Source organism: Candidatus Roseilinea sp. NK_OTU-006 (genome assembly GCF_012931985.1).
Lineage (GTDB): Bacteria > Chloroflexota > Anaerolineae > J036 > Brachytrichaceae > JAAFGM01.
In genome coordinates, this window is the sequence record NZ_JAAFGM010000020.1 from 1 (window position 1) to 21,476 (window position 21,476).

Consider the following 21,476-nt stretch of genomic DNA (forward strand, 5'->3'; position numbering starts at 1 on the left):
TGTGACGTAGTGGGCCGTGTCCCTTACCCAGGTCAGGAGCGTTTTCTAGCGCTTTCTGGATATATTTTTTTGCAAATAAAGTTGCTTCTGGCACGTCATATCCCATGGCAAGGAGGGCGGTAATAGCTGAAGATAATGTGCAGCCTGTTCCATGGGTATTCTTTGTGTGAATCCGTTTTTCCCTAAACTCTAGAACACTGCCATTTGATATTAATAAGTCAATAGCCTCTTCCGTTTCTGCATGTCCTCCTTTCATCAAAACCCACTTAGGACCTTTTTTCAGTATTTCTTTTCCAGCTCTAATTAAGTCATCTTTTGTATTGATCTTAATTTTGGCTATTATCTCCGCTTCGGGAATATTTGGAGTGACTACAAGAGAAATGGGCAGAAGTTTAGATATTAATGCATTTATTGCTTCATCTTGCAACAATTTGGCTCCACTTTTTGCAACCATCACTGGATCAATAACTAGATTTTTTACTTCAAATTCTTTTAGTGTTCTGGCAACGGCTTCGATTGTTCCGGTGTTAAAAAGCATTCCCGTTTTGACGGCATCAGGTACTATATCTGCGAATACGGTTCTAATCTGTAATTCTACGAACTCAGGAGTAGCTGGAAATATTCCAGTAACTTCGAAGGTGTTTTGAGCAGTTAAAGCTGTTATGACACTCATTCCGTAAACGTCAAAAGCTTCAAAAGTTTTTAGGTCAGCCTGAATGCCTGCACCTCCACTGGAATCACTACCAGCAATAGTAAGAGCAATACCCCTATAAGGTTTCATATGTCCCCCTATACAATTTCAGATTTTGCGAATTGTAACATGTATAGATGGTAGTACATTCCTTTCTTTCGGATCAGTGATTCATGGTTTCCTTCCTCAATTATCTTTCCGTCATATATAACGATGATTTTTGTGGCATCTTTAATAGTGGAAAGCCTATGGGCAATTACAATAGATGTTCTTCCTTTGAGGACTTTTTTAATCGCTTGCTGAATAAGCTTTTCTGTATAAGAATCTACATTTGCTGTGGCTTCGTCTAATATAAGTATCTTAGGATCAAAAGCCAGGGCTCTGGCGAAAGACAGAAGTTGTCTCTCGCCAACGGATAAGGATGCCCCCCGTTCACCCAATATTGTATCGTAACCTTTTTCAAGTCGGGAAATAAATGTGTCTGCATAAACATGTCTTGATGCTTCCAATATTTTTTCTTCCGTGATTTTTTCATTAAAAAGCGAAATATTCTTTTTTAACTCACCGGAAAATATAAATACATCCTGAAGCACAAGCCCCATCTGAGATCTTAGATAATCCAGGTCATGTTCTTCAATAGGTATGTCGTCGATTAAAATTTGGCCTTTCTGGTATGGATAGAAACCAAAGAGTACAACATCAACGCAGAGGTTGCCCCGCTCGCGTCGAATCCGCACACGCTGACGCATGAGATTGCTCAGCGCGGCGGACTGACGTTCTTTGCACACCCAATTGAGTATGGTAGTCCGCTGAGCGACGACTTCGCTGCCATCCCCTGGGTGGACTGGGATGTGCAAGACAACACCGGCATTGAGATCTGGAACTACATGGCCGAATTCAAGGCTCGGCTGTGGAGTTGGCCGGCTGCGTTGTTCGGTGCGTTCTTCCCTTCGCTGGTGATCCGCGGCCCGTTCAAAGCCACGCTGCGCAAGTGGGATGAGCTGCTGCGCAACGGCCGACGCGTGGTCGCCATCGGCAATGCCGACGCGCATGGCGCGCCCTTCCAGATCGGCCCTATTCGGAAGATCATCTTCCCATACGATTATTTGTTTCGTTGCATCAACACACACCTGCTCATCGAACGGCCATTGACGCAGGACGTTGCGCAAGATAAACGCATGATCTACGACGCGTTGCGAGCCGGGCGCTGCTTCGTCGCGTATGATCTGGCCGGCTGCGCCCGAGGCTTCACGTTCACGGCGCGCAGCAGCGCAGCGCAAGCGACGATGGGTGAAACGTTGCATCGGCATGGCGCGACGCGCTTTGAGGTGCGCTGCCCAGGCATCGGTTTCGTCACACTGAAACACAACGGGCGAACCGTAGCAAGGAAGCTGGGCAAGTCGCTGGAGTACACCAGCGTCGCGCCGGGCGCTTATCGCGTCGAAGTGCGGCGCTTCTTTCGCGGCTGGTGGCGCGGCTGGATTTACAGCAATCCGATCTACGTCCGCTGAACGCCGATTCAGGTAAGGCTGGGTGGGCCGAGCCAAGGCGATGCCCTGGCCTGCCCTAAGCGCATCACGTCTGTTGAAAGTCCGAGAACTCGTTGATGGCCTCAATTTCGGCAACGCGATCCTTGGGCAGCACGCGCCGGAACGACAGGGACGCCTCTTCCCAATTGGTCAGCAGTTCGCGGGCGCGCGGGCTATTGGTGAGCTCGTAGTGCCGGCGCAGCAGACTCTTCACCAGCTTCTTCATGCCGGGGTGGGTCAGACGATCCACATCCACCAGCTCGGTGTTACAACGGTTGACGAAGGTGCCGTCGGGATCGTAGACGAAGGCCATGCCGCCGGTCATGCCGGCAGCGAAGTTTCGACCGGTCGTCCCCAGCACCACGACGACCCCGGCGGTCATGTATTCGCAGGCATGCTCGCCCACGCCTTCCACGACGCCGCACGCGCCACTGTTGCGCACCGCGAAGCGCTCGCCGGCGCGTCCGGCGGCGAACAGCGCGCCGCCCGTCGCGCCATAGAGCGCCGTGTTCCCCAAGATATGGTTATCCGCCCAGACGTAGGTCACTTCGGGGAAGGGACGAATCGAGATTTCGCCGCCGCGCATGCCCTTGCCGACGTAGTCGTTGGCTGCGCCGACTAAATGCAGGCGCATGCCGTTGGTGGTGAATGCGCCGAAGCTTTGGCCGGCATAGCCTCGGAAGCTGATCTCGACGGTGCCGGGCGGCAGGCCGCCATCGTAGTACTTCTTTGTGATTTCGCCGCTCAACCGCGCGCCGATGCTGCGATCCTGATTGCGGATGGTGTAATGCAGCTTGATCGGCCACTGCTGGTCAATGGCGGTGCGCGCGTCCTGCACGATCATCTCGTTTAGCGCATTGCGCGGATATTGCGGCGCCGGCTCGCTGTGGCGCAGCGGGCGATCCCTCGGCGGCACAACGTTCAGGCTGCGCAGAGTGAGCATCTCCTCGCGGTGGCGCACCGGCAGCGCTTCGTGCGACGAGGGCGAGCGCTTAGCGATCAGGTCGGAGCGGCCGATGATCTCGTCGAGCGAGCGATAGCCCATCTGCGCCAGACGCTCGCGCACGTCCTGCGCGACATACAGCAGATACGCCATGACGTGCTCCGGCTTGCCCTCAAACTTGAGGCGCAACTCCGGCTTCTGGGTCGCCACGCCCGTCGGACAGGTATTCAGGTGACACACCCGCGCCATGATGCAGCCTTCGGCGATGAGCGCGGCGGTGCCAAACGAATACTCGTCCGCGCCCAGCAACGCCGCGATAATCACGTCGCGCCCGGTGCGCAGGCCGCCGTCGGCGCGCAGGCGCACGCGGCTGCGCAGGTTATTCTCCAGCAGCGTCTGCTGCGTCTCGGCCAAACCGATCTCCCAGGGCATCCCGGCGTTCTTGATCGAACTCAGCGGCGATGCGCCCGTGCCGCCGCTGTGGCCGCTGATCAGCACAATATCGGCCATCGCTTTGACGACGCCAGCCGCGATGGTGCCTACGCCGGCTTGGGCCACCAGCTTCACGCTCACTTTGGCGTCTGGGTTGATCTGCTTCAGATCGTAGATGAGCTGCGCCAGGTCCTCAATCGAGTAAATGTCATGGTGGGGGGGCGGCGAGATCAGCGCCACGCCGGGCACGGTGTGACGCACGCGGGCGATCAGCGCGGTCACCTTGTGGCCAGGGATCTGGCCACCCTCACCGGGCTTACTGCCTTGCGCCATTTTGATCTGCAACTCAGCAGCGCTCAGCAGATAGGCCGGCGTTACGCCAAAGCGGCCGGATGCCACCTGCTTGATGCCGCTGTTGCCCTCCTCCATGAAGCGCCGCGCTTCTTCGCCGCCCTCACCGCTGTTGCTGAGACCGCCCAGCCGCGTCATGGCAATCGCCAGCGTCTCGTGCGCCTCCGGCGAGAGCGCACCGAGGGACATCGCCGCCGTGCTGAAGCGCGCCAGGATGCTGCTGAGCGGCTCGACTTCGTCAATTGGAATCGGCGCGCGATCGGAGCGAATCGCCATCAAATCGCGCGGCTCGATCGGCTGGCCGTTCGGCTCGAACAGGTTGGCGAATTCCTTATACAGCGCATAACCCCGCTGGAAATTGCCGTTGAGCGTGAAGGTCTTGACCTTTGTGCGTGCGATGCCGGTGACCTGCTCGGTCTCGCCGGTGTAGTCGAAGATGTTGCCCAGGCGCACGGCTTTCTGAAGGGCATGCACCGCTTTCTGCGAGTACCCATGCGGCTCACCACCGGCGCGTTCCTTATAGAAGCCGGGATGATCCAGTTTCAATTGAGAATTGAGAATTGAGAACTCGGAATTAGCATTTGCAGGCGTGCTTCCATTCTCAATTCTCAATTCTTCATTCTCAATTCGCCGATAGGCGTTGGCGTGCCACTGCAGCACGACCTGCTCGATCTCGTCGAAGCCAATGCCACCGATGCGCGATGGCGTGCCGGTAAAGCATACTTCGATCAGCTCGGGTGCCAGGCCGACTGCTTCAAAGATCTGCGCGCCGGTGTAGGCATCCACGCTCGCGATGCCCATCTTGGACATGACTTTCAGGATGCCCTTTTCGACGGCCTTGATGTAGCGCCTGACTACCTCGCTTTCGCTCAACGACTTATCGCGCACCCGGCCGCGTTGCACCGCTTCGCGCGCCGTATCCAGCGCCAAGTAGGGGTTGATCGCGCTGGCGCCATAGCCGAGCAGCACAGCGAAGTGATGCACTTCGCGCGCCTCCCCACTCTCCACAACTAAGCTGGCCCGGCTGCGCAGCCCTCGGCGCATAAGGTGGTGGTGCACTGCGCCTACGGCCAACAAAGCCGGGATAACGGCGCGCTGGGGGCCGGTCTTCTTATCACTCAGGATCAGGATGCTGGCGCCAAACTGGACGGCGCGTTCGGCGTCGTCGCATAGCTTGCGCACCGCACGCTCCAGCGCACACTCCCGACTCTCCAATTCCGCGTCAAGAGCGAGAACAGGGGGGGCGAGCGTCGGCACAGGAAAGGTCGCATCCAGCACCACTGACTGGAACGCGGGGTCGTCCAGGTTCTGCAGCGCCTTAAGCTCCTCGTTGGAAAGCACCGGGCTGTTCAACCGGACGAGGTGAGCCAGCTCTTCGGTCTCGGCCAGCAGGTTGCCGCGCCGGCCCAGCAGCACGCGCAGGCTCATCACCTGGTCCTCGCGCAAGTGGTCAATCGGCGGGTTCGTCACCTCGGCAAAGCGCTGCTTGAAGTAGTTGAACAGCGGACGCGGCTTGGGTGAAAGCACCGCGTGCGGTGTGTCATCGCCCATCGAGCCAACCGGCTCAGTGCCGTCCTCGAACATGGTCTTGATCACCAACGTCAGCTCTTCGCTGGTCCAACCGAACTGCGCTTGTTTGACGAGCAGCGCGTCGGAGTTGACCACGGGCTGTTCGATCACAATCTGCGCCACTTCCTCCAGGCGCACGCGCTGGCGCGAAGCCCATTCGCGATACGGCTTTCGCGAGGCAAGCCCCTTGAGGATTTCATCGTTGGTGAACAACCGGCGCGCTTGTAAATCGGCGCAGATCATTTGGCCGGGGCCCAGTTTGCCGTTGACGAGGATGCGCTCCGGCTCCACATCCAGCGCGCCGATTTCGCTGCCAGCGTAGACCAGCCCATCCTTGGTCTGCAAGTAGCGCGCCGGGCGCAGGCCGTTGCGATCGAGCGCCAAACCAATCAGCGTCCCATCGCTAAAGACGATGGAGGCCGGGCCATCCCACGGCTCCATGAGCGCGGCATGGTAGCGGAAGAAACCTTTCACCGCCGGCGAGAGGTCGGGATCCTTCTCCCACGCTTGCGGAATGCACATCTTGACCGCATGGCGAATGTCTCGCCCGCCCAGGGTGAGCAACTCGATCACGTTATCCAGCCGGCCGGTGTCGCTGCTGGTCACGTCCACGATCGGTTTGAGGTGCTCAATCTCGCTGCCCCAGATCGGCGAGTTCAGCTCCGGCTCGCGCGCGCGCATCCAGTTCTGATTGCCTTCCACGGTGTTGATCTCGCCGTTGTGGCACAGGAAACGGAACGGCTGCGCCTTCTCCCAACTGGGAAAGGTGTTGGTCGAGTAGCGTTGGTGAAAGATCACGTGCGAGACCTTGAAGTCGGGATCGTTGAGGTCAATGTAGAAGCGGCGCAGTTGCGTGGCCGAAACGAGCGCTTTGTACACCAGCGTCCGGCACGAGAACGAACAGATGTAAAAACCCTCGATGCCGGCAGCCTGAACGGCGTTTTCGATGCGGCGCCGCACCAGGTAGAGCTGTTGATCGAACTCAAGTTCGGTGCGGAAGCCATAAGGGCGCTCAACGATGACTTGTTGGATGTCGGGCAGCATCTCCAACGCGCGCTTGCCCAGCACATTGGGTTCGTGCATCACGGTGCGCCACATCAGCACCTGAAGCTCGCGCCGCTCCAGCTCCGCCGCGATGATTTCTCTCGTGCGCGCGTTGGCGTTTGCATCGCGCGGGAGGAACATCATGCCCACGGCCACGTCGCCGGGGCGATGCGCCTGCTGACCGATGCGCTCCAGTTCGCGATTGATGAGCGTGCTGGGGAGTGAGCACAGCACACCGGCGCCGTCGCCGCTCTTGCCGTCGGCGTCCAGCGCGCCGCGATGCGCCAGGCGCTCCAGACACTTCAATCCATCATCCAGAATCTTGTGAGTCGGGCGGCCGGAGAGATCGGCCAGGAAGCCAATGCCGCACGCGTCGTGCTCGAAGCGCGCATCGTAAAGCGGCGCACATGCTCCCTGACGGTCGCCCCCCATTGCGTATGGGCGTCTACACGACGTACACTGATCACCCTGATTGTCCATCCCTGGTTCCCTCTGCGATAACAAAAAGAGCGACGTTTGCGCCGCTCCCTCGCTTGTGTCACACATAGACACGCTATGCTGAAGTCCGCAGTGCTAACAGTTCGGCCATATCCCCGCGAGCCAAACTGTGGATGACGCACGCGAGTCGCAAACATGCGAAACAGCCGTCACCCGCGTTCGATGAGCGACAGCCGGATGAACCGCTTCGTGGCGTTCATACACTAAGTGTTTTACAAAAGCATACGCGATAACCTCGCGTTGTCAAGAGACCGCGCTCGCTCGTGCGCTCAGTGGCATCCGTCACATGAGTTTTGGGCAAGTTGCTCAGGTCAGGACACGCAACAGGCCCGCGCGCTGCCTCAGCGCCGGAACGCGGGTGCGCTGCGGAAGGGGCGTTGTGGGGGCGCCCGTGAGGCGCGCGGTCAACCGCGGGCAGTTGAAGTTGCAACTGCGCGTTGAGCACGCGGTACGATCCGCTTAGGTATCCCAGCGCGTCACTTGCAAGGACGAGATTACACCCGCCGTGTGACAGTCACCGCTCTCAGGGCTCTCAGCGCCAATATCCCACACGATATCCCACACGCGATGTGGGATAACCATCTGCAACGCACTGGCGCGTCGGAGCGAAGGGCAAGCGCGTCCCCTACGCAAAATCGGCCCGGCGCCCCTGACAATCGCCGGCCGCCGAGCCGGCGCCACAACGTGCGATCATTCAGCATCACGCGCTCGCGCCAGCGGCTCATCACTGCGCCAAGTTCCCTCGGCCGAGAGCGGTTTGAAGCGCACGAAGAGGTCTTCGGCGTACCACGATTCGTTGCGCGCGCACCGGATCGCTTCGGCATGCGCTGGCTGGCGATAGGCAAACGCGCGCATGTCGGCATCCGAACGCCACAGGCTGAAGGTCGCCTGGCGCGCCACCGGCGCCTCGCCGATGCCGACGGACAACACCAGGCCAGGCACGCCGACGAGCGTTCGGTTTATATCGGGCACGTGCGACCAGAACGCGGCCAAACGGCGCCATCGGATGGTGGCGCGCGTCAGCACACAGAGCGGCCCACCATCCGGTGAGGCAACCGGCCGAAAGGGGTTGATGCCCGACCAAGCACCACGCGACTGAATCACGACCATGCGCACAGTCCACACTTCGTCGGCGTGGCGACGAAAGCGACGCATCACCGGCGCGCCGTCGAAGAATGCATCCGCGCATTCAGACGATGCCCACACCGCCAGCAAGCCATAGGCGCCGAGGTCGGGGCGCAGGCTAAAGCCATCGCCGACGCCGAGCAGCTTCCAAAAACGCAGTCCGGGGATGCGGCGCAACGCCGGACGCGCGAACGCCATTTGGGTCATCATCCAAATGCGCGCCGCGCCGGTGAACCGCATTAGGGTGAGCGATGTGAGCGAACACATCGTGTAAAATTATCCCCCCACGGAGAGGTAGCATAGCCCGGTCTAATGCGCGCGCCTGGAGAGCGCGTGGGCCGAAAGGCCTCGCAGGTTCAAATCCTGTCCTCTCCGCTGGAAAAGCGAAACCAGGCTTCTGGCGAAGCCTGGTTCTTGTTTTTAACCTGGTTCTCGCGCTTAGAAGTCGCCGCCCATCCCGCTCGAAGGTGTGGCCGGGGTCTTCTCCTTCTCCGGGATGTCCGTCACCAGCGCTTCAGTGGTCAGGATCATGCTGGCGATCGAGGCCGCATTCTGCAGCGCGCCCTTGGTCACCTTGGCCGGGTCAATGATGCCCGCCTTGAGCATATCCACATAGTCGCCGGCGATGACGTCGTAGCCGAAGAACTTCTTCTCCTTGCTCATCGCGCGCACCTGCTGCACGACGACGCTGCCATCCATGCCGGCGTTGGCCACGATGCGGCGGATCGGCTCTTCGAGCGCACGGCGCAGGATGTTCACACCGACCTGCTCATCCTCGTGCTGCATCTTGACGTTATCCAGGGCGCTCACGGCGCGCAGCAGCGCCACGCCGCCGCCGGGCACGATGCCCTCTTCAACCGCCGCGCGGGTGGCCGAGAGCGCATCCTCGACGCGATGCTTCTTCTCCTTCAGCTCGGTCTCGGTGGCCGCGCCGACGCGGATGACCGCCACGCCGCCGGCCAGCTTGGCCAGGCGCTCGTTCAGCTTCTCCTTATCGTAGTCGCTGGTGCTCTTCTCGATCTCGACGCGGATCTCCTCGATGCGGGCCTTGATGCGCTTCTCATCGCCCTTGCCGCCGATGATGGTGGTGTCGTCCTTGGTGCTCACCACGCGATCCGCACGGCCAAGGTCCTCGATCTGCACGCCTTCCAGCTTGCGGCCCATCTCCTCGGTGATGACCTGGCCGCCGGTGAGGATGGCGATGTCTTGCAGCATCGCCTTGCGGCGGTCACCGAAGCCAGGCGCCTTGACGGCCAGCACGTTCAACATGCCGCGCAGCTTGTTCAGCACCAGCGTAGCCAGCGCCTCGCCGTCCACATCCTCGGCGATGATCACCAGGTCGCGCTTGCCGCGCTGCACCAGTCGCTCCAGCAACGGGATGATGTCGGCAGCCGCGCTGATCTTCTTGTCGTGAATCAGGATGTACGGATCCTTGATCTCCGCCTCCATGCGCTCCGGGTTGGTGATGAAGTAGGGGGAGATGTAGCCACGGTCGAACTCCATGCCCTCGACGTATTCGGTCTCGAAGTTGAGCGACTTGCTCTCCTCGACCGTGATCACGCCATCCTTGCCGACCTTCTCCATCACTTCGGCGATCAGATTGCCGATCTCAGGGTCTTGCGCGCTAATGGTGGCCACCTGGGCGATCTGGTCCTTCTTGTTCACCTCGACGGCCATCTCCTTGAGGTACTCGACCACGGCCTCAACGCCTTTCTCGATGCCGTGCTTGATGAGCATCGGATTTGCGCCGGCAGCGACGTTCTTCAAGCCCTCATGCACGATGATCTGGGCGAGCACAGTCGCCGTAGTGGTGCCGTCGCCGGCGATGTCGTTGGTCTTGGTCGCTGCTTCCTTTAGGAGCTGCGCGCCCATGTTCTCATACGGGTCGGCCAGCTCAATCTCCTTAGCCACAGTCACGCCGTCGTGGGTGACGGTCGGCGCACCATACTTCTTGTCAAGCGCCACGTTGCGGCCCTTCGGGCCGAGGGTAGTAGCCACGGCTGCCGCCAGGGTGTCCACACCGCGCTTCAGGCTGCGGCGAGCTTCTTCGTTGAAAATCAGTTGCTTTGCCATCTCGATCTCTCCCTAAATCAGTTGGTGATTCAGTAATCGGTGAGGGGTAACCGGCGCATCACGGACGACCGCCGATTACAGCCTACGAATTACTCCACAACTGCGAGGATGTCGTTCTCCTTGAGAATGAGGTATTTCTTGCCTTCGATTTTGATCTCGGTGCCGGCGTATTTCGCGTAGAGCACCTGATCACCTACCTTAACGTCCATGGGGACCAGCTTGCCGTCATCGTCCTTGCGGCCAGGGCCGGCAGCCAGCACAACGCCTTTCTGGGGCTTTTCCTTGGCCGTCTCTGGCAGCACCAGCTTGCCGCCGGCAAACGTCACTTCTTCTTCCTCCATCGGCTCAACCACAACGCGGTCGGCCAAAGGGCGAATGTTGAGTTTTGTCATAACTGAGTCTTTCTTCGCCATTGCTTTCCCTCCTGGAAATTTGTTTGACTGGCGAGCAGTCTGCTACAAGAGTGTTAGATGAGTGTCAGCACTTAGCACTCAAGCCTTAGTAGTGCTAACGCCGAGGGCAATGTTAGCACACTCAGGGTGAGAGTGTCAAGCCCCCCGGACACGGCGCAATGTTACCCTAGGAGCGCCGCGCAATGCCGAAGCGGTTTGGCATCGCTCCGCGCATGAGTAGATTCAAGCCGCCCTCGCCGCGCGCAGCGCCGGACAATTGGCCGACCGGAAACGCGCGCTATTCATCCTCTTATCCTACGCTTCTATCATCTGGCTGCTCATGAACGAGATATCTCATCATATCCTCGTCGTCGAGGATGACCGCGCGATCTCGCGCGGCCTGGAATTTGCCCTGAAGCAGGAAGGTTTCGCCGTCACCGTGGTCGAGACCGGCGAGGCGGCGCTGGAAGTCGTGCGCAAGCAAATCATTCACCTGATCTTGTTGGACGCGCGGTTGCCGGGCATGAGCGGCTTCGACGTGTGTCGGCAACTGCGCGCCGAGGGCAAACGCCAACCGATCCTGATGGTCACCGCGCGCGACGAGGAAGTAGACAAGGTCCTCGGTCTGGAATTGGGCGCCGACGATTACATCGTCAAGCCGTTCAGCCTGCGAGAGCTGATCTCGCGCGTGCGCGCCGCCCTGCGCCGCACATACGGCGAGCTGGCCGTCAACGACGCGGACGCCTCGGAAATCATCTTCGGCAACATCAAAGTGGACTTGGCGCGTCTGGTCGTCGAACGAGACGACAAGACCATCCCCCTGACGCCGACCGAATTCAAGCTGCTGCGCTATCTGATTACCCACCCGCACCGGCCATTCAGCCGCAGCGCACTGATCGAAGCCGTATGGGGTTACAGCAGCGGCATTGGCGACGACCGCACCGTGGACGTGCACATCCGCCACCTGCGCGAGAAGCTCGAAGACGACCCCGCTCAACCGCGCTGGCTGGTGACGATGCGCGGCGTCGGCTACAAGTTCGAGCCGTAAATCGCCGCCGGCTATCCGGTGCGCGTTACCAAACCTTAACCGAATGCACCGACGCGCCGCAAACATTCCTCCCTAGAATCTCATCCGAAGATCAAACGCGAAACAGGAGATGAGCGATATGACGAAAAGCAAGTTGCAAGGGGTGCGCTTGATCGCTGCTCTGGTCATCGCCCTGGTGGGCGCAGCGGCGGCATCGAACATCGCCGCAGCTCAAACGCCGGCTGCGGCTGTGATGCAAGCGGAGGATGAGGAGAAAGGGGTGCTCATCGTCGCCGTGCCACGCGGCAGCCCAGCGGCGAAGGCTGGCCTGCGCCGCGGCGACATCATCCTCAAGGTCAACGACGTTGAAGTCAATGACGCGCAGGCGCTGCGCGACGCGCTGGCCGGCCACAAGCCAGGCGACACAGTGCAAATCCGCGTCGCCCGCGGCGACCGCGAGTTGACCGTTCAGGTTAAGCTGGGCGAGGCGGACGGCCGCCCCATCCTGGGCGTGACGCCTCTCCAAGATCCATCACCATGGGCCGAAGCCATGCCGGCCCCGCCCGACCAAGCGCCTAGACCGCTGCCGTTCGACCCGGAGGCGTGGCGCAAGCGCCTGGAGGAATGGCTATCACGCTTTTCATCCGAGGTGCGCGTCACCGAGGTGATCACCAACAGCCCGGCAGCCAAAGCCGGCCTGCGGCGCGGCGACATCATCATCGCGGTGAACGAGAACCGGCTGGACGCGCAGAACCCGCTGGCCGACGTAATCGCCCGTTTCAAGCCCGGCGACACCGTGACGCTCACCCTCCGACGCGACGATGCCGAAAAGACGTTGAAGGTGACGTTGGGTGAAAACCCACAGAAGAAAGGGGCGGCCTTCCTCGGCATTCGCTACGCGCCGGCCTTCGACGCCATCGGACGCTTCCCACCCGTCCTGCCGCGCGACCGCGCGCCAGCGACCGAAACTTGGGCCGCTGTGACGATCAACGAAGTCGTGGTCGGCAGCCCAGCGGACAAGGCCGGCCTGAAGCGGGGCGACCTGATTCTCGCGGCCAACGACAAGCCGATCACGTCACCGCAAGACCTGGTCGAATTGGTGCGCGCCAGCAAACCCGGCGACCGCATCACGCTGAGCGTACAGCGCCGCCAAGAAGATAAGCCGGTCGAGATCACCGTCACGCTGGGCGAGAACCCGGACAAGGCCGGTGCCGCCTACATGGGTGTGTCGCTTGGGCAATTCCTCCGCGTTGAGCGCCTGTTGCCCGACGGCGAAGAGAATAGCCCGAAAGGCTTCGAGATCATCCCCGGCTTCCGCTTGCCGTTCAACTTCGATGATCTGCCGTTGCCGCCGTTGCTGCCGCCGCAAGCCCCGGATGCGACCGGGCGCGACGCATAGCCCGGGCGCCTCCCCGCACTCGCTTATGATTTCTTCCACGGGCCGCGACGAACTACGGCGGCCCGTGGCGCCTGTGGGGATTCGCATAACAGCAGAGGAATGACCTGATGCGGGCACTTTCGATTCGTCGGCGGTTAGTGTTGAGTTATGCGCTGCTGGCCGCGCTCACGGTGAGCGTCGTAGGGGCGCTGGCGCTCGAGCTGATCCGCGGCAACCTGGCGCAGCGCGAGACCGAGCTGCTGACGATGAACGCGCAAGCCATCGCACGCCAGGCAGCGCGTTCGATTCAGCCCGTGTCCGACCTGTATCGCCTGCAACAACTGGCCGACATGGCGGCCTTCCTCGGCAATGTGCAGGTGCGCATCCTGGACGCCGACGGCAACCTGCTGGTGGATTCCGGCCCGCGCGGCGCAGCGGATCGCCTGATGTGGATTGCCCCACCCAATCGCCCCGACTTCGTTGGCGCCGACAGGCCATCGCCCTGGATCATCGCCGGGTTGTTCTCGCGGCGGATGACCTATCCCGAATTTGAAGCGCGCCTGCTCGAGGTGCTGGGCGTGAGCGAGACGTCGCCGAACGCGCAGATCATGGTCGTCGAGCGCTTACCCAGCCCCTACGGCGATCAATTCATCTTCTCCGAGCTGCGCAAGCAGGCCGAACCGCTGCCGACGCAACCGGCAGCGCCGGCGCTCGCCGAGGCGACGCGCGCACAGGTGCGTGTGCCGGTCGAGCTGGGCAACGCAATCATCGGCTATGTCGAGCTGAGCAGTGCCTCAGCGCTCAACGCGGCCACGCTGCAAACAGCGCAGCGCGCTTTCATGCTCGCCGCGTTGGGTGCGACGCTGCTGGCCGTGCTGGCTGGCCTGTGGGTCAGTCGCAGCTTGTCGGCGCCACTGCTCGACCTGACCGCGGCCGCCGCGCGCATGGCGCAAGGCGACTTCTCGGCCCGCGCGCCGCTGCGCGCCCAGGGCCGGCCGCGCGATGAGATCGAGCAACTGGCCGTCCGCTTCAACGACATGGCGGCCAAGCTGGAATCCAGCTTCCAGGCGCTCTCGGCAGAACGCGACGCCCTTCGTCGCTTCATCGCCGATGCGTCACACGAGTTGCGCACGCCGATCACCGCGCTGAAGATGGCTAACGAGCTGCTACAAGGCCCGGCTGGCGACGATCCGAACATTCGCGCAGAGTTCCTGACGCAAAACGCGACGCAGCTCACCCGACTGGAGTGGATCACGCGCAACCTGCTCGATCTATCTCGCCTGGACGCCGGCATTGCCCAACTGGAACTTGCCGAGCACGACGTTGCGGAGTTGCTCGCGTCGGCTGCTCAGCCGTTCGCGCAGGCGGCTGAACAGAAAGGGATCCGCCTGGTCGTGCATCCCACGCCCGCGCCGCTCGTCGTCCGCTGCGACCGCGCGCGCATCGAGATCGCCCTGTCGAATTTGATCGAGAACGCGCTCAAGTTCACGCCGGCCGGCGGGCGCGTGGAGGTATGCGCGGAGGTCGCGGGCGGCCACGCCCGCTTGCTGGTGCGCGACACCGGCATCGGCGTCGCGCCCGAGGACCAGCCGCATGTCTTCGAGCGCTTCTATCGAGGCAAGCATCACCATGCCGAGGGCAGCGGCCTCGGCCTGGCCATCGTCAAGAGCGTCGCCCAGGCGCACGGCGGCGCGGCGTTCGTCGAGAGCGCCCCTGGCGCGGGTAGCACATTCGGCATCGCGCTGCCGATGACTGTGGAGTAGTCTCCCACGGACACCCTGAGTCTCGCAAGGCGAGTCGAATCGGGCCTCTGGCCGAACGGCCATCCACTTCCCTGCCGCGCTGTAGGACGACGATCTGACCGGCGTCGGCCAGATCGAGCGCGGCCTGGCGCACCGCCGGCATCTGCCTGCGCCAATCATCCGGCGCATAGGCGCGCGCCGCCTCGGAAGGGCAGATCGTCTTACCTGGCCCGCGCGCCCGAAGCAATCGCAGGATGATGGCGGTTAGCTCCAGGTGGGGGAAGGCCGTGTCCTCGCCCGCCTTTGCGGGCCTCTGCTCAATAGGGGGATCTTTTGCCCGCGTCCGGGCCGGCTTAGCCATCACTGAACCCACTGGTGAAAATGGCGATCCACCGGCCGAGATCCGGCTCGGTCAATGCGACGACCTCGCGCACCCACTTCACCCACATGAAACCGCGCCGGCCGGGCGCCACCAGCCGCAGCGGGGCGCCGTGCCAATGATCGAGCGGCGCATCTTCGTAGTGCGTGGCCAGCAGCGCCTCGCGCGCTTCGGCCAGGGGCAGACTCCAGCGATAGCCGGTGACCGACACAAAACTGACGAAGCGCGCTTCGGCGCGCGCGCCGGCGCGATCGAGCAAGTCTCCCACGCGCACGCCGCGCCAATCTTGTGTGCTGTGCCAGCCGCCGGTGCAGTCCAGCGTCGCGCGCAGGGTCGCAACCGGGTAATCCTGGCGCAGGTCGCTCAGCCGCAGGGCGAGTGGATGTTCCACTGCGCCGTGCACCATCAAGCGCCACATCGCTGTATCCACCGGCGTCGGACGGTCAAACATCCAATTCGTGACCGGCATGGCCGGGCCGGTGTCGTCGCCCGCGCTGCGCGAGCCGGAGAAGCGACGCTGGGCGCCGGGCAGTTCGAGCGCGTCATTGATGACGCGCTGCACCGGAAGCGCCAGCGCACCCAGGCCGAGCATGCCCAGCCAGCGCAGCGCGTCGCGTCGGTTCGGCAAGTCGCGCTGCGTCGGCCGCCGGAAGCGCAAGACGACGTGACCGCCAAGCAACACCATCAGCGCGATGCCCAGGACGATGTGCAGGTGCATGCCGTTCGGGTAGCCGACCGGCGCTTGCGCATGGGTCCAGAGGATGCCGGTGACGGCCGAGCCGACGGCAGCCATCGCGGTCAAGATGGAGAGCGGCGTCTTCCAGTCCCAGGCGCCGGCGTGTGTCACGCGCGGCCGCACGCGGCGGAACTTCCACGCCAGTGGGACGAGGATCACAAGCCCGACGGCAGCATGGACGGCGATGACCGGCGCCGCCTGCGCGTCGAGCAACACCCACGCGCCGAAACCGCTGCCGGCGGCAAACGTCGCCAGGGCGAACAAAGTCCAATCCACCAGGCGTGGGCGCACAACGCCATGCTAGCGAGCCAGGATGAGAAGGAACTGAAACAGCGGACATCGCGCGCAGCTCGGCGCTCTGTTGTAGAATCTGCGTCGTGTTCACCTGTTGGGGCCGGCGTGGGCTAGCCGTGCTCTGCCTGATTGCATGGCTTGCCGGCTGCGCAGTAGCACCGCCCCCGCGACCCGCTCGCACCCCCGCTGCACCACCGCCGGCTGCCACCCGAGCGTCTGCCGAGTCCGAAATCGAGATCGCCTTCCAGATCAGCGGCGGCATCGGCGGCATCGAACGATCGTGGGTCATCCGCGGCGACGGCAGCGTGATGGATCACAACGGCAAGACGTATGCCCTGCCGCCGGCGCAGGTGGCGCAGTTGCTGGCCGAACTCACGGCCGCCGGCTTCTTCGAGCTGGACGAAACCTACGAGGACATCGCATGCGCGGACTGCTTCGCTTATTCGATCACGGTCAACGACGGTCAACGTGCGAAGCGCGTCAGGATGCTGAACGGCGGTCAACTGCCGGAGCAGGCGCAGCGGGTCGTCGGCGCGCTCCGCGAGTTTGTCTCAGCGCTGGAACCATGAATCCGGTCAATATTGCACAACTGCAAATGTCGCTGCAATGACCCAAGCCAATACTGCCGCGTTGAGGATGGCGGCGATCCACGGCTGGCGCGCCATGCCGAACAACCAATGCGAATAGAGGCCATGCCACAGGAACAGCACGGCGATCACCGGCGCGAGCAAAAGCAAGAAGCCCGGCGCGCCGAACAAGCCGACCGAGGCGATCAGGCTGATGATGACGATCAGTTTGGTCAGCGCGTAGAGGCCGGCGCGAGCGCGGCGCGATGCACGGGCGACCATCCACTCGTCGGCCAAAAAGAAGACGAAGCAACAAGCAAATAACGCTCCCGCAATCCACGCGCGATCCCCCACCAGCGCGAAGTTGGTCCACGTGAGGTGCGCCGTGAGCCCAAACGTGACGAGCGCATAAGCCGTCAGCGCGAGGGTTGCCAGGGCAGGCTTGAGCGCGAAATCGGACGACGCAGCGTTAACGACGCCGAGCGACGCCGGCGCAGCGGGTTCCCCCTGCTCGGCTGCCGCGGGCTGAGCCGCGGGCGCCTGGCGCCGCTGCAATGCAAGATACGCGCCGCCGACGATGAGCCCGTAGATCAGGAAGTAGATGCCCACGTAGTTGCCAACCGTAAGGGGCATCCAGCGATAGAGCACGTCGCCGAATTGCAAAACAACCGGCGCGACGACCGCCGCAACCAGTGCGCTGAGGATGACAAACCGGCCGGAGGCTGCGCAGCGCGCCGTCGTTGCGTTGGCCGCGCGGTCGCGTAGCAGGAGCGCCGCGAGCGGTCGAAAACCCATGGCCGCCGCCAGATAGAGCAACAGCACCCAGCCGATGCGCGAATCGGCCTCGACCGGGCGATCCGGCGCGCCGATGGCGAACGCCTGATCGAGCCAGCGCACCACCTCACGATAGACGTCGTGGCTGAAGAGGATGCTGATATGCTCTACGCCGGGCGCATAGATCAGCCGACGCGCTGTGCCGTCGGCGAAGCTGCCGTAAGTGACGCCGGGCACGCCGTCGGGGTAGGCTGCGGTGAGGCCGGCGGTGCTGCCCTGGAGGAAACCGGCGAACTCGTTGGCGCCGACCAGGATCAGGAAGTTGCGCGGACGGCTGGGGTCGTTGGGCAATTGACGACCGAAGTTGCCCAGCGACAGCGCAATCGTGACCGGCACATCGCCGTGCGTGCTGCCGTAGCGTGAGACGGCGCTTGCGCCCATCGAGTGGCCCAGGATCGCCACGCGCTCAGGATCAACGAACGGTTGCGCGCGCAGGTGCGCCCGCGCCGTTGCGATGTTCGCGGCGAGCTTCTGATATTGCGCATCGCCGGCAGACGAATCCGGCAGGCGATCTAGGCTGGCGCCGTGACCGGCGAAGTCAATCAGCGCCGCGACGTAGTCATTCTTCGCCAACGTGTAGCCGAAACCGTACATCAACTGGCGGTTGCCGCTAAAGCCGTGCACGACCAGGACGGCGGGGCGTCTCGCGCTTTGAGGGTGCGGTGTCGAGTCGGCAGGCAGGAAGAGCGTCATCGGCACGCCGTCCACGTCGCGCGCCAGACGCGCTATGCCGCGGTCAGCCTGAGCCAGGTTGAAAATCGCAAGGGCTGCCAGCACCGCAGCAACTCCTGCCGGGATGATCAGTCGAACGACGCGAGACATGCGCGGCAGTATATGCAGGCACGTGAGCGGAGGATAAGCGGACACTCGGGGATAATCAGCGTTCATGAAAGGCTGGACGAAGCTGCTGCTCGACATCGTGATGGGGGCCATCATCCCCATTCTTATCCTGAACAACCTCACCAGGCCGCTCGGCGCGCCGGTGGCTTATGTGATCGCCGCGCTGGTGCCGGTCGCTTACGTGCTGGCCGATACGTTCCTCATCAGCCGGCGCTTCAACGCCATCGCGACCTACGTCGCGCTCACGGCGATCATGAACGGCGTGCTGGCATTTTGGTTCGTAGATGGCTGGCGCTACGCGCTGAAGGACACCGCCGGCCTAATCGGCGCCGTAGTCCTATTCTTCGGCTCGATCGCCATCGGCAAGCCGATGTTCCAATTCTTCATCGCGCAGGTCTTGCAACCCGACACGCCCAAGAAAGACAGCGCATGGCGCTCGCTGATCGCCAAACCCAAAGTGAGACGCGGCCTAGTCACCGCGACGGCGCTCGTCGGTGGGATGAACGCAGCGCTCGGCGTCGCCAACTTTCTGCTCAACGCGAACATCGTGACCGCGCCGTTCGGCACGGATACGTTCAACAGTCAGGTGGCGGGAGTGAACGCGATCACGCGCGTCGCCTTCACGCTGGCGTCGTTGGTCGTATTCGCTGCGGCGTTCTATTTGGCTTACCGCGCGCTATTTCAAGAGTTGCCCAGCGAGGAAGGCAAGAGCCAGTTCGAGAGCGAGTTTTGGGACCTGGTGCGCCTTGCCGAGCAACGCACCGATGCGCAAACGGCCGGCAAAGCGGCCGAATGAAAGGTGGTCGGCGGCCGCGTCGCAACGCGCAGCTTCAGTCGGGATGGCCCCGACGCTTCCACGCTTCCAGCAGCGCATACACGTCCGCCGAGTTGCTGATGTGATTGTCATCGCTTTGCGCGATGCCAGGGTGCAGGATAAAAGCGTGCGTCTGTTGGCCGCCCAACCCGCCATGCGAACCGATCAACTCCTCGAAGGCGGCAACGCTGCCATCGGCATAGATCGCGCTGTTCAAGATCAGGTCGCCGGAGCTTTCAAACCGGGCCAGGCGCAGCAGTTGCTCCGCGCGACAGTGCAGGTCGCCATCTGCGAAAGGCGCTAACGGATCCTCGCCGGTCACGGCGCCGATGCTGAGGTCGCGGGCGCCGCGCTTGCCCAACACTAACACGTGCCCGTCATCACTGGCTGCCACGACGAAGCCGATACCCTCGTGCTGAATCAGCGCGTCCACCAGGCCGGGATGCTCAGCCTCGATGGCTTGCAGCGAGACGCGATGCTCGCCGACCGAGTTGAAGTAGATGTGGGCAAGGTTGCCCGATGCGCAGACGATGATGTCGTCCCCGCCCTGCATGCCCGGCTGTGGGCGGCGCTTCTCCACGCCTTCGAGCGTGTGGGCCGTTGCGCGCATCACCGCCCGGCGAATGCGCCGCCCTTCCTGCGACCGGAGATGTTGGCTGGCCGCGTGCAGCTCGGCGATCAGGGCTTGCACGAAGGAGTGGCCGGCCTCGGTTGCCCGTTCTTCTCCCACATGCACATCGGTGCGCGTCAGGTCGTCAATCAAGCGGCGCAGCGTGCAGCCGTAGCGCTGCCGGAAGGTCGCGCCGGCCGATTGGCCGTGATCGGATAGGATGATCAAGTCGTAGTCAAACGGCGCGAAGTGGCGAATGGTCTGCTGAATGTGCCGGATGTGCCGATCGAACCCGCGGAGGGTGTTCATCGCGTCCGGCGAGTCGGGGCCGGCGTGATGCGCCACTTCGTCATAGCCGATGAATGACATGTAGATCACCGGCGCGCCGCGGATGATCTCGTGCATCGTCGCATAGACGGCCAGATCGCGCAGCAACACGTTAGTCACGACGCGCAGGCCGGTGTACGGGCTGGGAAAGCGGCGGTCGAGCCGCGGCCAGCCGCCGCGCATTTGCTGGCGGAGCGCCTGGTAAATCTCGATGCACACGTCCACCACACACAGGGCCAACGTACGGCCGAAGGTGTAAGGGTTGAGCCAGAATGAGGCGAGCACATCCAGCGCGCGCTCGGTCTGTAGCTGGCTGTTGCGAGGGAGGGTGCTGAGCGTGAGCAGCGAGCGCGCCGCATCGCCGTTGACCAGGTTGTTGATGGACGCGCCCCGGCGCAACAACCCGCGCCCGTTGCTGTGGCGCGCGTTGATGAAGTGGGCGTCGTCCGGGTTGTTTGAAACCCGCATCCTGCGCCGGCGCTTGTCGTACCAACGAAAGGCCGGAATGTCCTCGTTGTCGCCATACATGATGCCCACCTGCGACGATGAGGTTTGTGAGGGCAACCCGCAGTCGAAGCGCATCAAGCAGTAACCGGCCCTGAGCAAATCGCGCACGGCCGGCATCAACCCATGGGCCACCGCCGCGCGCATGCGCTCATAAGAGAGGCCGTCAATCTCCAGCAGGACCATGCCGCGATGGCCGGCGTCTTTGGGCCGGCCAAGGCGAGCGCCACTTCCGCGCACCGCGTGAATCGCAAACCGCAGATAGGTGTAGTCATCGTCCAGAGCGATCAGCCCCCCAGCAATGGCATTGGCGAGCGAAAGGAAGAGCGCGCTCGGAAAGATGCCCAGCGGCCCCGAGCCGACGCGCGCGCCGAGCAAGAGATCGGCCGTCAACACGAGCAGCAACGTGTTGACGATCAGCGTAGCAGCCCCAACGGCAAAGACGATCAATGGCGCGCGCAACCACAGCAACACCGGCAAAATGGCGAAGTTGGCCGCTGCGATGATGAAGGCCGCGCCCAAGCCGCGTGCGATCAGGCCGGGGGAAGGCGGCGCGAACGAGGCGGGCGGCACAGCCAGGACGAGCGCGACCAGGATGATGACCTCGGCAACGAAGAACCCGCCAAAGCTAATGAACAATCTTCGGAAGTCTCGAAAGAGGCTCTTGGGCACAACAGCGGTCTTGCGCATACCGACGTGGGGCGAAACGCTCGCCGCGCAGAGAGAATATCACGCCTGCAGGGCGCAACCCAGCGCCTTCGGTGGAGTTGACATTCCG

16 protein-coding genes and 1 tRNA gene are annotated in these 21,476 nt (G+C 62.4%); 7 read left to right on the forward strand and 10 right to left on the reverse strand.

Annotated features, from left to right (window positions below):
• Positions 1-781: bifunctional hydroxymethylpyrimidine kinase/phosphomethylpyrimidine kinase (gene thiD / locus GXH28_RS10565; protein WP_169238994.1), on the reverse strand; the 781-nt coding region annotated here is incomplete at its 3' end.
• Positions 782-789: 8 nt separating this feature from the next.
• Entirely contained in the window at positions 790-1,440 is a 651-nt protein-coding gene (locus GXH28_RS16390) for an ABC transporter ATP-binding protein (protein WP_240550340.1), read from the reverse strand.
• Between GXH28_RS16390 and GXH28_RS16395 the strand changes: the two genes are divergently transcribed.
• Positions 1,351-2,202, forward strand: coding sequence for a hypothetical protein (locus GXH28_RS16395; protein WP_240550343.1), 852 nt, complete (start codon positions 1,351-1,353; stop codon positions 2,200-2,202). The genes GXH28_RS16390 and GXH28_RS16395 overlap by 90 nt on opposite strands.
• 64 nt (positions 2,203-2,266) lie before the next feature.
• Here GXH28_RS16395 and GXH28_RS10580 read toward each other — a convergent pair whose 3' ends face one another.
• A complete protein-coding gene (locus GXH28_RS10580) occupies positions 2,267-6,991 on the reverse strand; it encodes a glutamate synthase-related protein (protein WP_169238997.1) in 4,725 nt (1,574 codons plus the stop codon).
• A gap of 756 nt (positions 6,992-7,747) precedes the next feature.
• Positions 7,748-8,449, reverse strand: a complete 702-nt coding sequence (locus GXH28_RS10585; RefSeq protein ID WP_240550336.1) for a spheroidene monooxygenase — start codon at positions 8,447-8,449, stop codon at positions 7,748-7,750.
• Positions 8,450-8,470: 21 nt separating this feature from the next.
• On the opposite strand from GXH28_RS10585, the gene GXH28_RS10590 reads away from it, so the two are divergent.
• Positions 8,471-8,557: transfer RNA gene (locus GXH28_RS10590), tRNA-Ser, on the forward strand.
• Between the two features lie 63 nt (positions 8,558-8,620).
• Here GXH28_RS10590 and groL read toward each other — a convergent pair.
• The gene (groL, locus tag GXH28_RS10595) at positions 8,621-10,255 is read right to left on the reverse strand and encodes a chaperonin GroEL (RefSeq protein ID WP_169238998.1); all 1,635 of its coding nucleotides are present in this window, start codon (positions 10,253-10,255) and stop codon (positions 8,621-8,623) included.
• A gap of 89 nt (positions 10,256-10,344) precedes the next feature.
• Positions 10,345-10,647 (reverse strand): co-chaperone GroES, encoded by a 303-nt coding sequence (gene groES / locus GXH28_RS10600; protein ID WP_169238999.1) that lies wholly within the window; start codon positions 10,645-10,647, stop codon positions 10,345-10,347.
• A gap of 340 nt (positions 10,648-10,987) precedes the next feature.
• Here groES and GXH28_RS10605 point away from each other — a divergent pair, with 340 nt between their 5' ends.
• The 3 genes from GXH28_RS10605 to GXH28_RS10615 all read left to right on the forward strand — a co-directional run bounded on the left by GXH28_RS10605 (position 10,988) and on the right by GXH28_RS10615 (position 14,815).
• Entirely contained in the window at positions 10,988-11,695 is a 708-nt protein-coding gene (locus GXH28_RS10605) for a response regulator transcription factor (protein ID WP_169239000.1), read from the forward strand.
• A 118-nt stretch (positions 11,696-11,813) separates the two neighbouring features.
• Positions 11,814-13,073, forward strand: a complete 1,260-nt coding sequence (locus tag GXH28_RS10610; RefSeq protein WP_169239001.1) for a PDZ domain-containing protein — start codon at positions 11,814-11,816, stop codon at positions 13,071-13,073.
• A gap of 107 nt (positions 13,074-13,180) precedes the next feature.
• Positions 13,181-14,815, forward strand: a complete 1,635-nt coding sequence (locus GXH28_RS10615) for a sensor histidine kinase (protein WP_169239002.1) — start codon at positions 13,181-13,183, stop codon at positions 14,813-14,815.
• Here GXH28_RS10615 and GXH28_RS16970 read toward each other — a convergent pair.
• Entirely contained in the window at positions 14,715-15,155 is a 441-nt protein-coding gene (locus tag GXH28_RS16970; protein WP_169239003.1) for a DUF3253 domain-containing protein, read from the reverse strand. The two genes, GXH28_RS10615 and GXH28_RS16970, sit on opposite strands and share 101 nt — an antisense overlap.
• Positions 15,148-16,200, reverse strand: coding sequence for a molybdopterin-dependent oxidoreductase (locus GXH28_RS16855; protein WP_169239004.1), 1,053 nt, complete (start codon positions 16,198-16,200; stop codon positions 15,148-15,150). Before GXH28_RS16855 ends, GXH28_RS16970 begins: the two co-directional genes overlap by 8 nt.
• A gap of 86 nt (positions 16,201-16,286) precedes the next feature.
• Here GXH28_RS16855 and GXH28_RS10630 point away from each other — a divergent pair, with 86 nt between their 5' ends.
• Positions 16,287-16,772, forward strand: coding sequence for a protealysin inhibitor emfourin (locus GXH28_RS10630; RefSeq protein WP_169239005.1), 486 nt, complete (start codon positions 16,287-16,289; stop codon positions 16,770-16,772).
• Between the two features lie 6 nt (positions 16,773-16,778).
• On the opposite strand, the gene GXH28_RS10635 is transcribed toward GXH28_RS10630, so the two are convergent.
• Positions 16,779-18,425, reverse strand: a complete 1,647-nt coding sequence (locus tag GXH28_RS10635) for an alpha/beta hydrolase family protein (protein ID WP_169239006.1) — start codon at positions 18,423-18,425, stop codon at positions 16,779-16,781.
• Between the two features lie 64 nt (positions 18,426-18,489).
• Between GXH28_RS10635 and GXH28_RS10640 the strand changes: the two genes are divergently transcribed.
• Positions 18,490-19,239 carry a VC0807 family protein gene (locus GXH28_RS10640; RefSeq protein ID WP_169239007.1) on the forward strand — a complete coding sequence of 250 codons (750 nt, stop codon included), beginning with the start codon at positions 18,490-18,492 and terminating at the stop codon, positions 19,237-19,239.
• Positions 19,240-19,273: 34 nt separating this feature from the next.
• Here the strand turns inward: GXH28_RS10640 and GXH28_RS10645 are convergent, their stop codons facing one another.
• Positions 19,274-21,337 (reverse strand): alkaline phosphatase family protein, encoded by a 2,064-nt coding sequence (locus GXH28_RS10645; protein ID WP_169239008.1) that lies wholly within the window; start codon positions 21,335-21,337, stop codon positions 19,274-19,276.
• Positions 21,338-21,476: the final 139 nt, after the last annotated feature.

What these genes read in the sequence shown, in the direction of transcription:
- GXH28_RS16390 (WP_240550340.1), bottom strand. Translation starts at nt 1,440, where the DNA reads ATGCGTCAGCGTGTGCGGATTCGACGCGAGCGGGGCAACCTCTGCGTT.
- GXH28_RS10580 (WP_169238997.1), bottom strand. Translation starts at nt 6,991, where the DNA reads ATGGGGGGCGACCGTCAGGGAGCATGTGCGCCGCTTTACGATGCGCGC.
- GXH28_RS10585 (WP_240550336.1), bottom strand. Translation starts at nt 8,449, where the DNA reads ATGTGTTCGCTCACATCGCTCACCCTAATGCGGTTCACCGGCGCGGCG.
- groL (WP_169238998.1), bottom strand. Translation starts at nt 10,255, where the DNA reads ATGGCAAAGCAACTGATTTTCAACGAAGAAGCTCGCCGCAGCCTGAAG.
- groES (WP_169238999.1), bottom strand. Translation starts at nt 10,647, where the DNA reads ATGACAAAACTCAACATTCGCCCTTTGGCCGACCGCGTTGTGGTTGAG.
- GXH28_RS10605 (WP_169239000.1), top strand. Translation starts at nt 10,988, where the DNA reads ATGAACGAGATATCTCATCATATCCTCGTCGTCGAGGATGACCGCGCG.
- GXH28_RS10610 (WP_169239001.1), top strand. Translation starts at nt 11,814, where the DNA reads ATGACGAAAAGCAAGTTGCAAGGGGTGCGCTTGATCGCTGCTCTGGTC.
- GXH28_RS10615 (WP_169239002.1), top strand. Translation starts at nt 13,181, where the DNA reads ATGCGGGCACTTTCGATTCGTCGGCGGTTAGTGTTGAGTTATGCGCTG.
- GXH28_RS16970 (WP_169239003.1), bottom strand. Translation starts at nt 15,155, where the DNA reads ATGGCTAAGCCGGCCCGGACGCGGGCAAAAGATCCCCCTATTGAGCAG.
- GXH28_RS10635 (WP_169239006.1), bottom strand. Translation starts at nt 18,425, where the DNA reads ATGTCTCGCGTCGTTCGACTGATCATCCCGGCAGGAGTTGCTGCGGTG.
- GXH28_RS10640 (WP_169239007.1), top strand. Translation starts at nt 18,490, where the DNA reads ATGAAAGGCTGGACGAAGCTGCTGCTCGACATCGTGATGGGGGCCATC.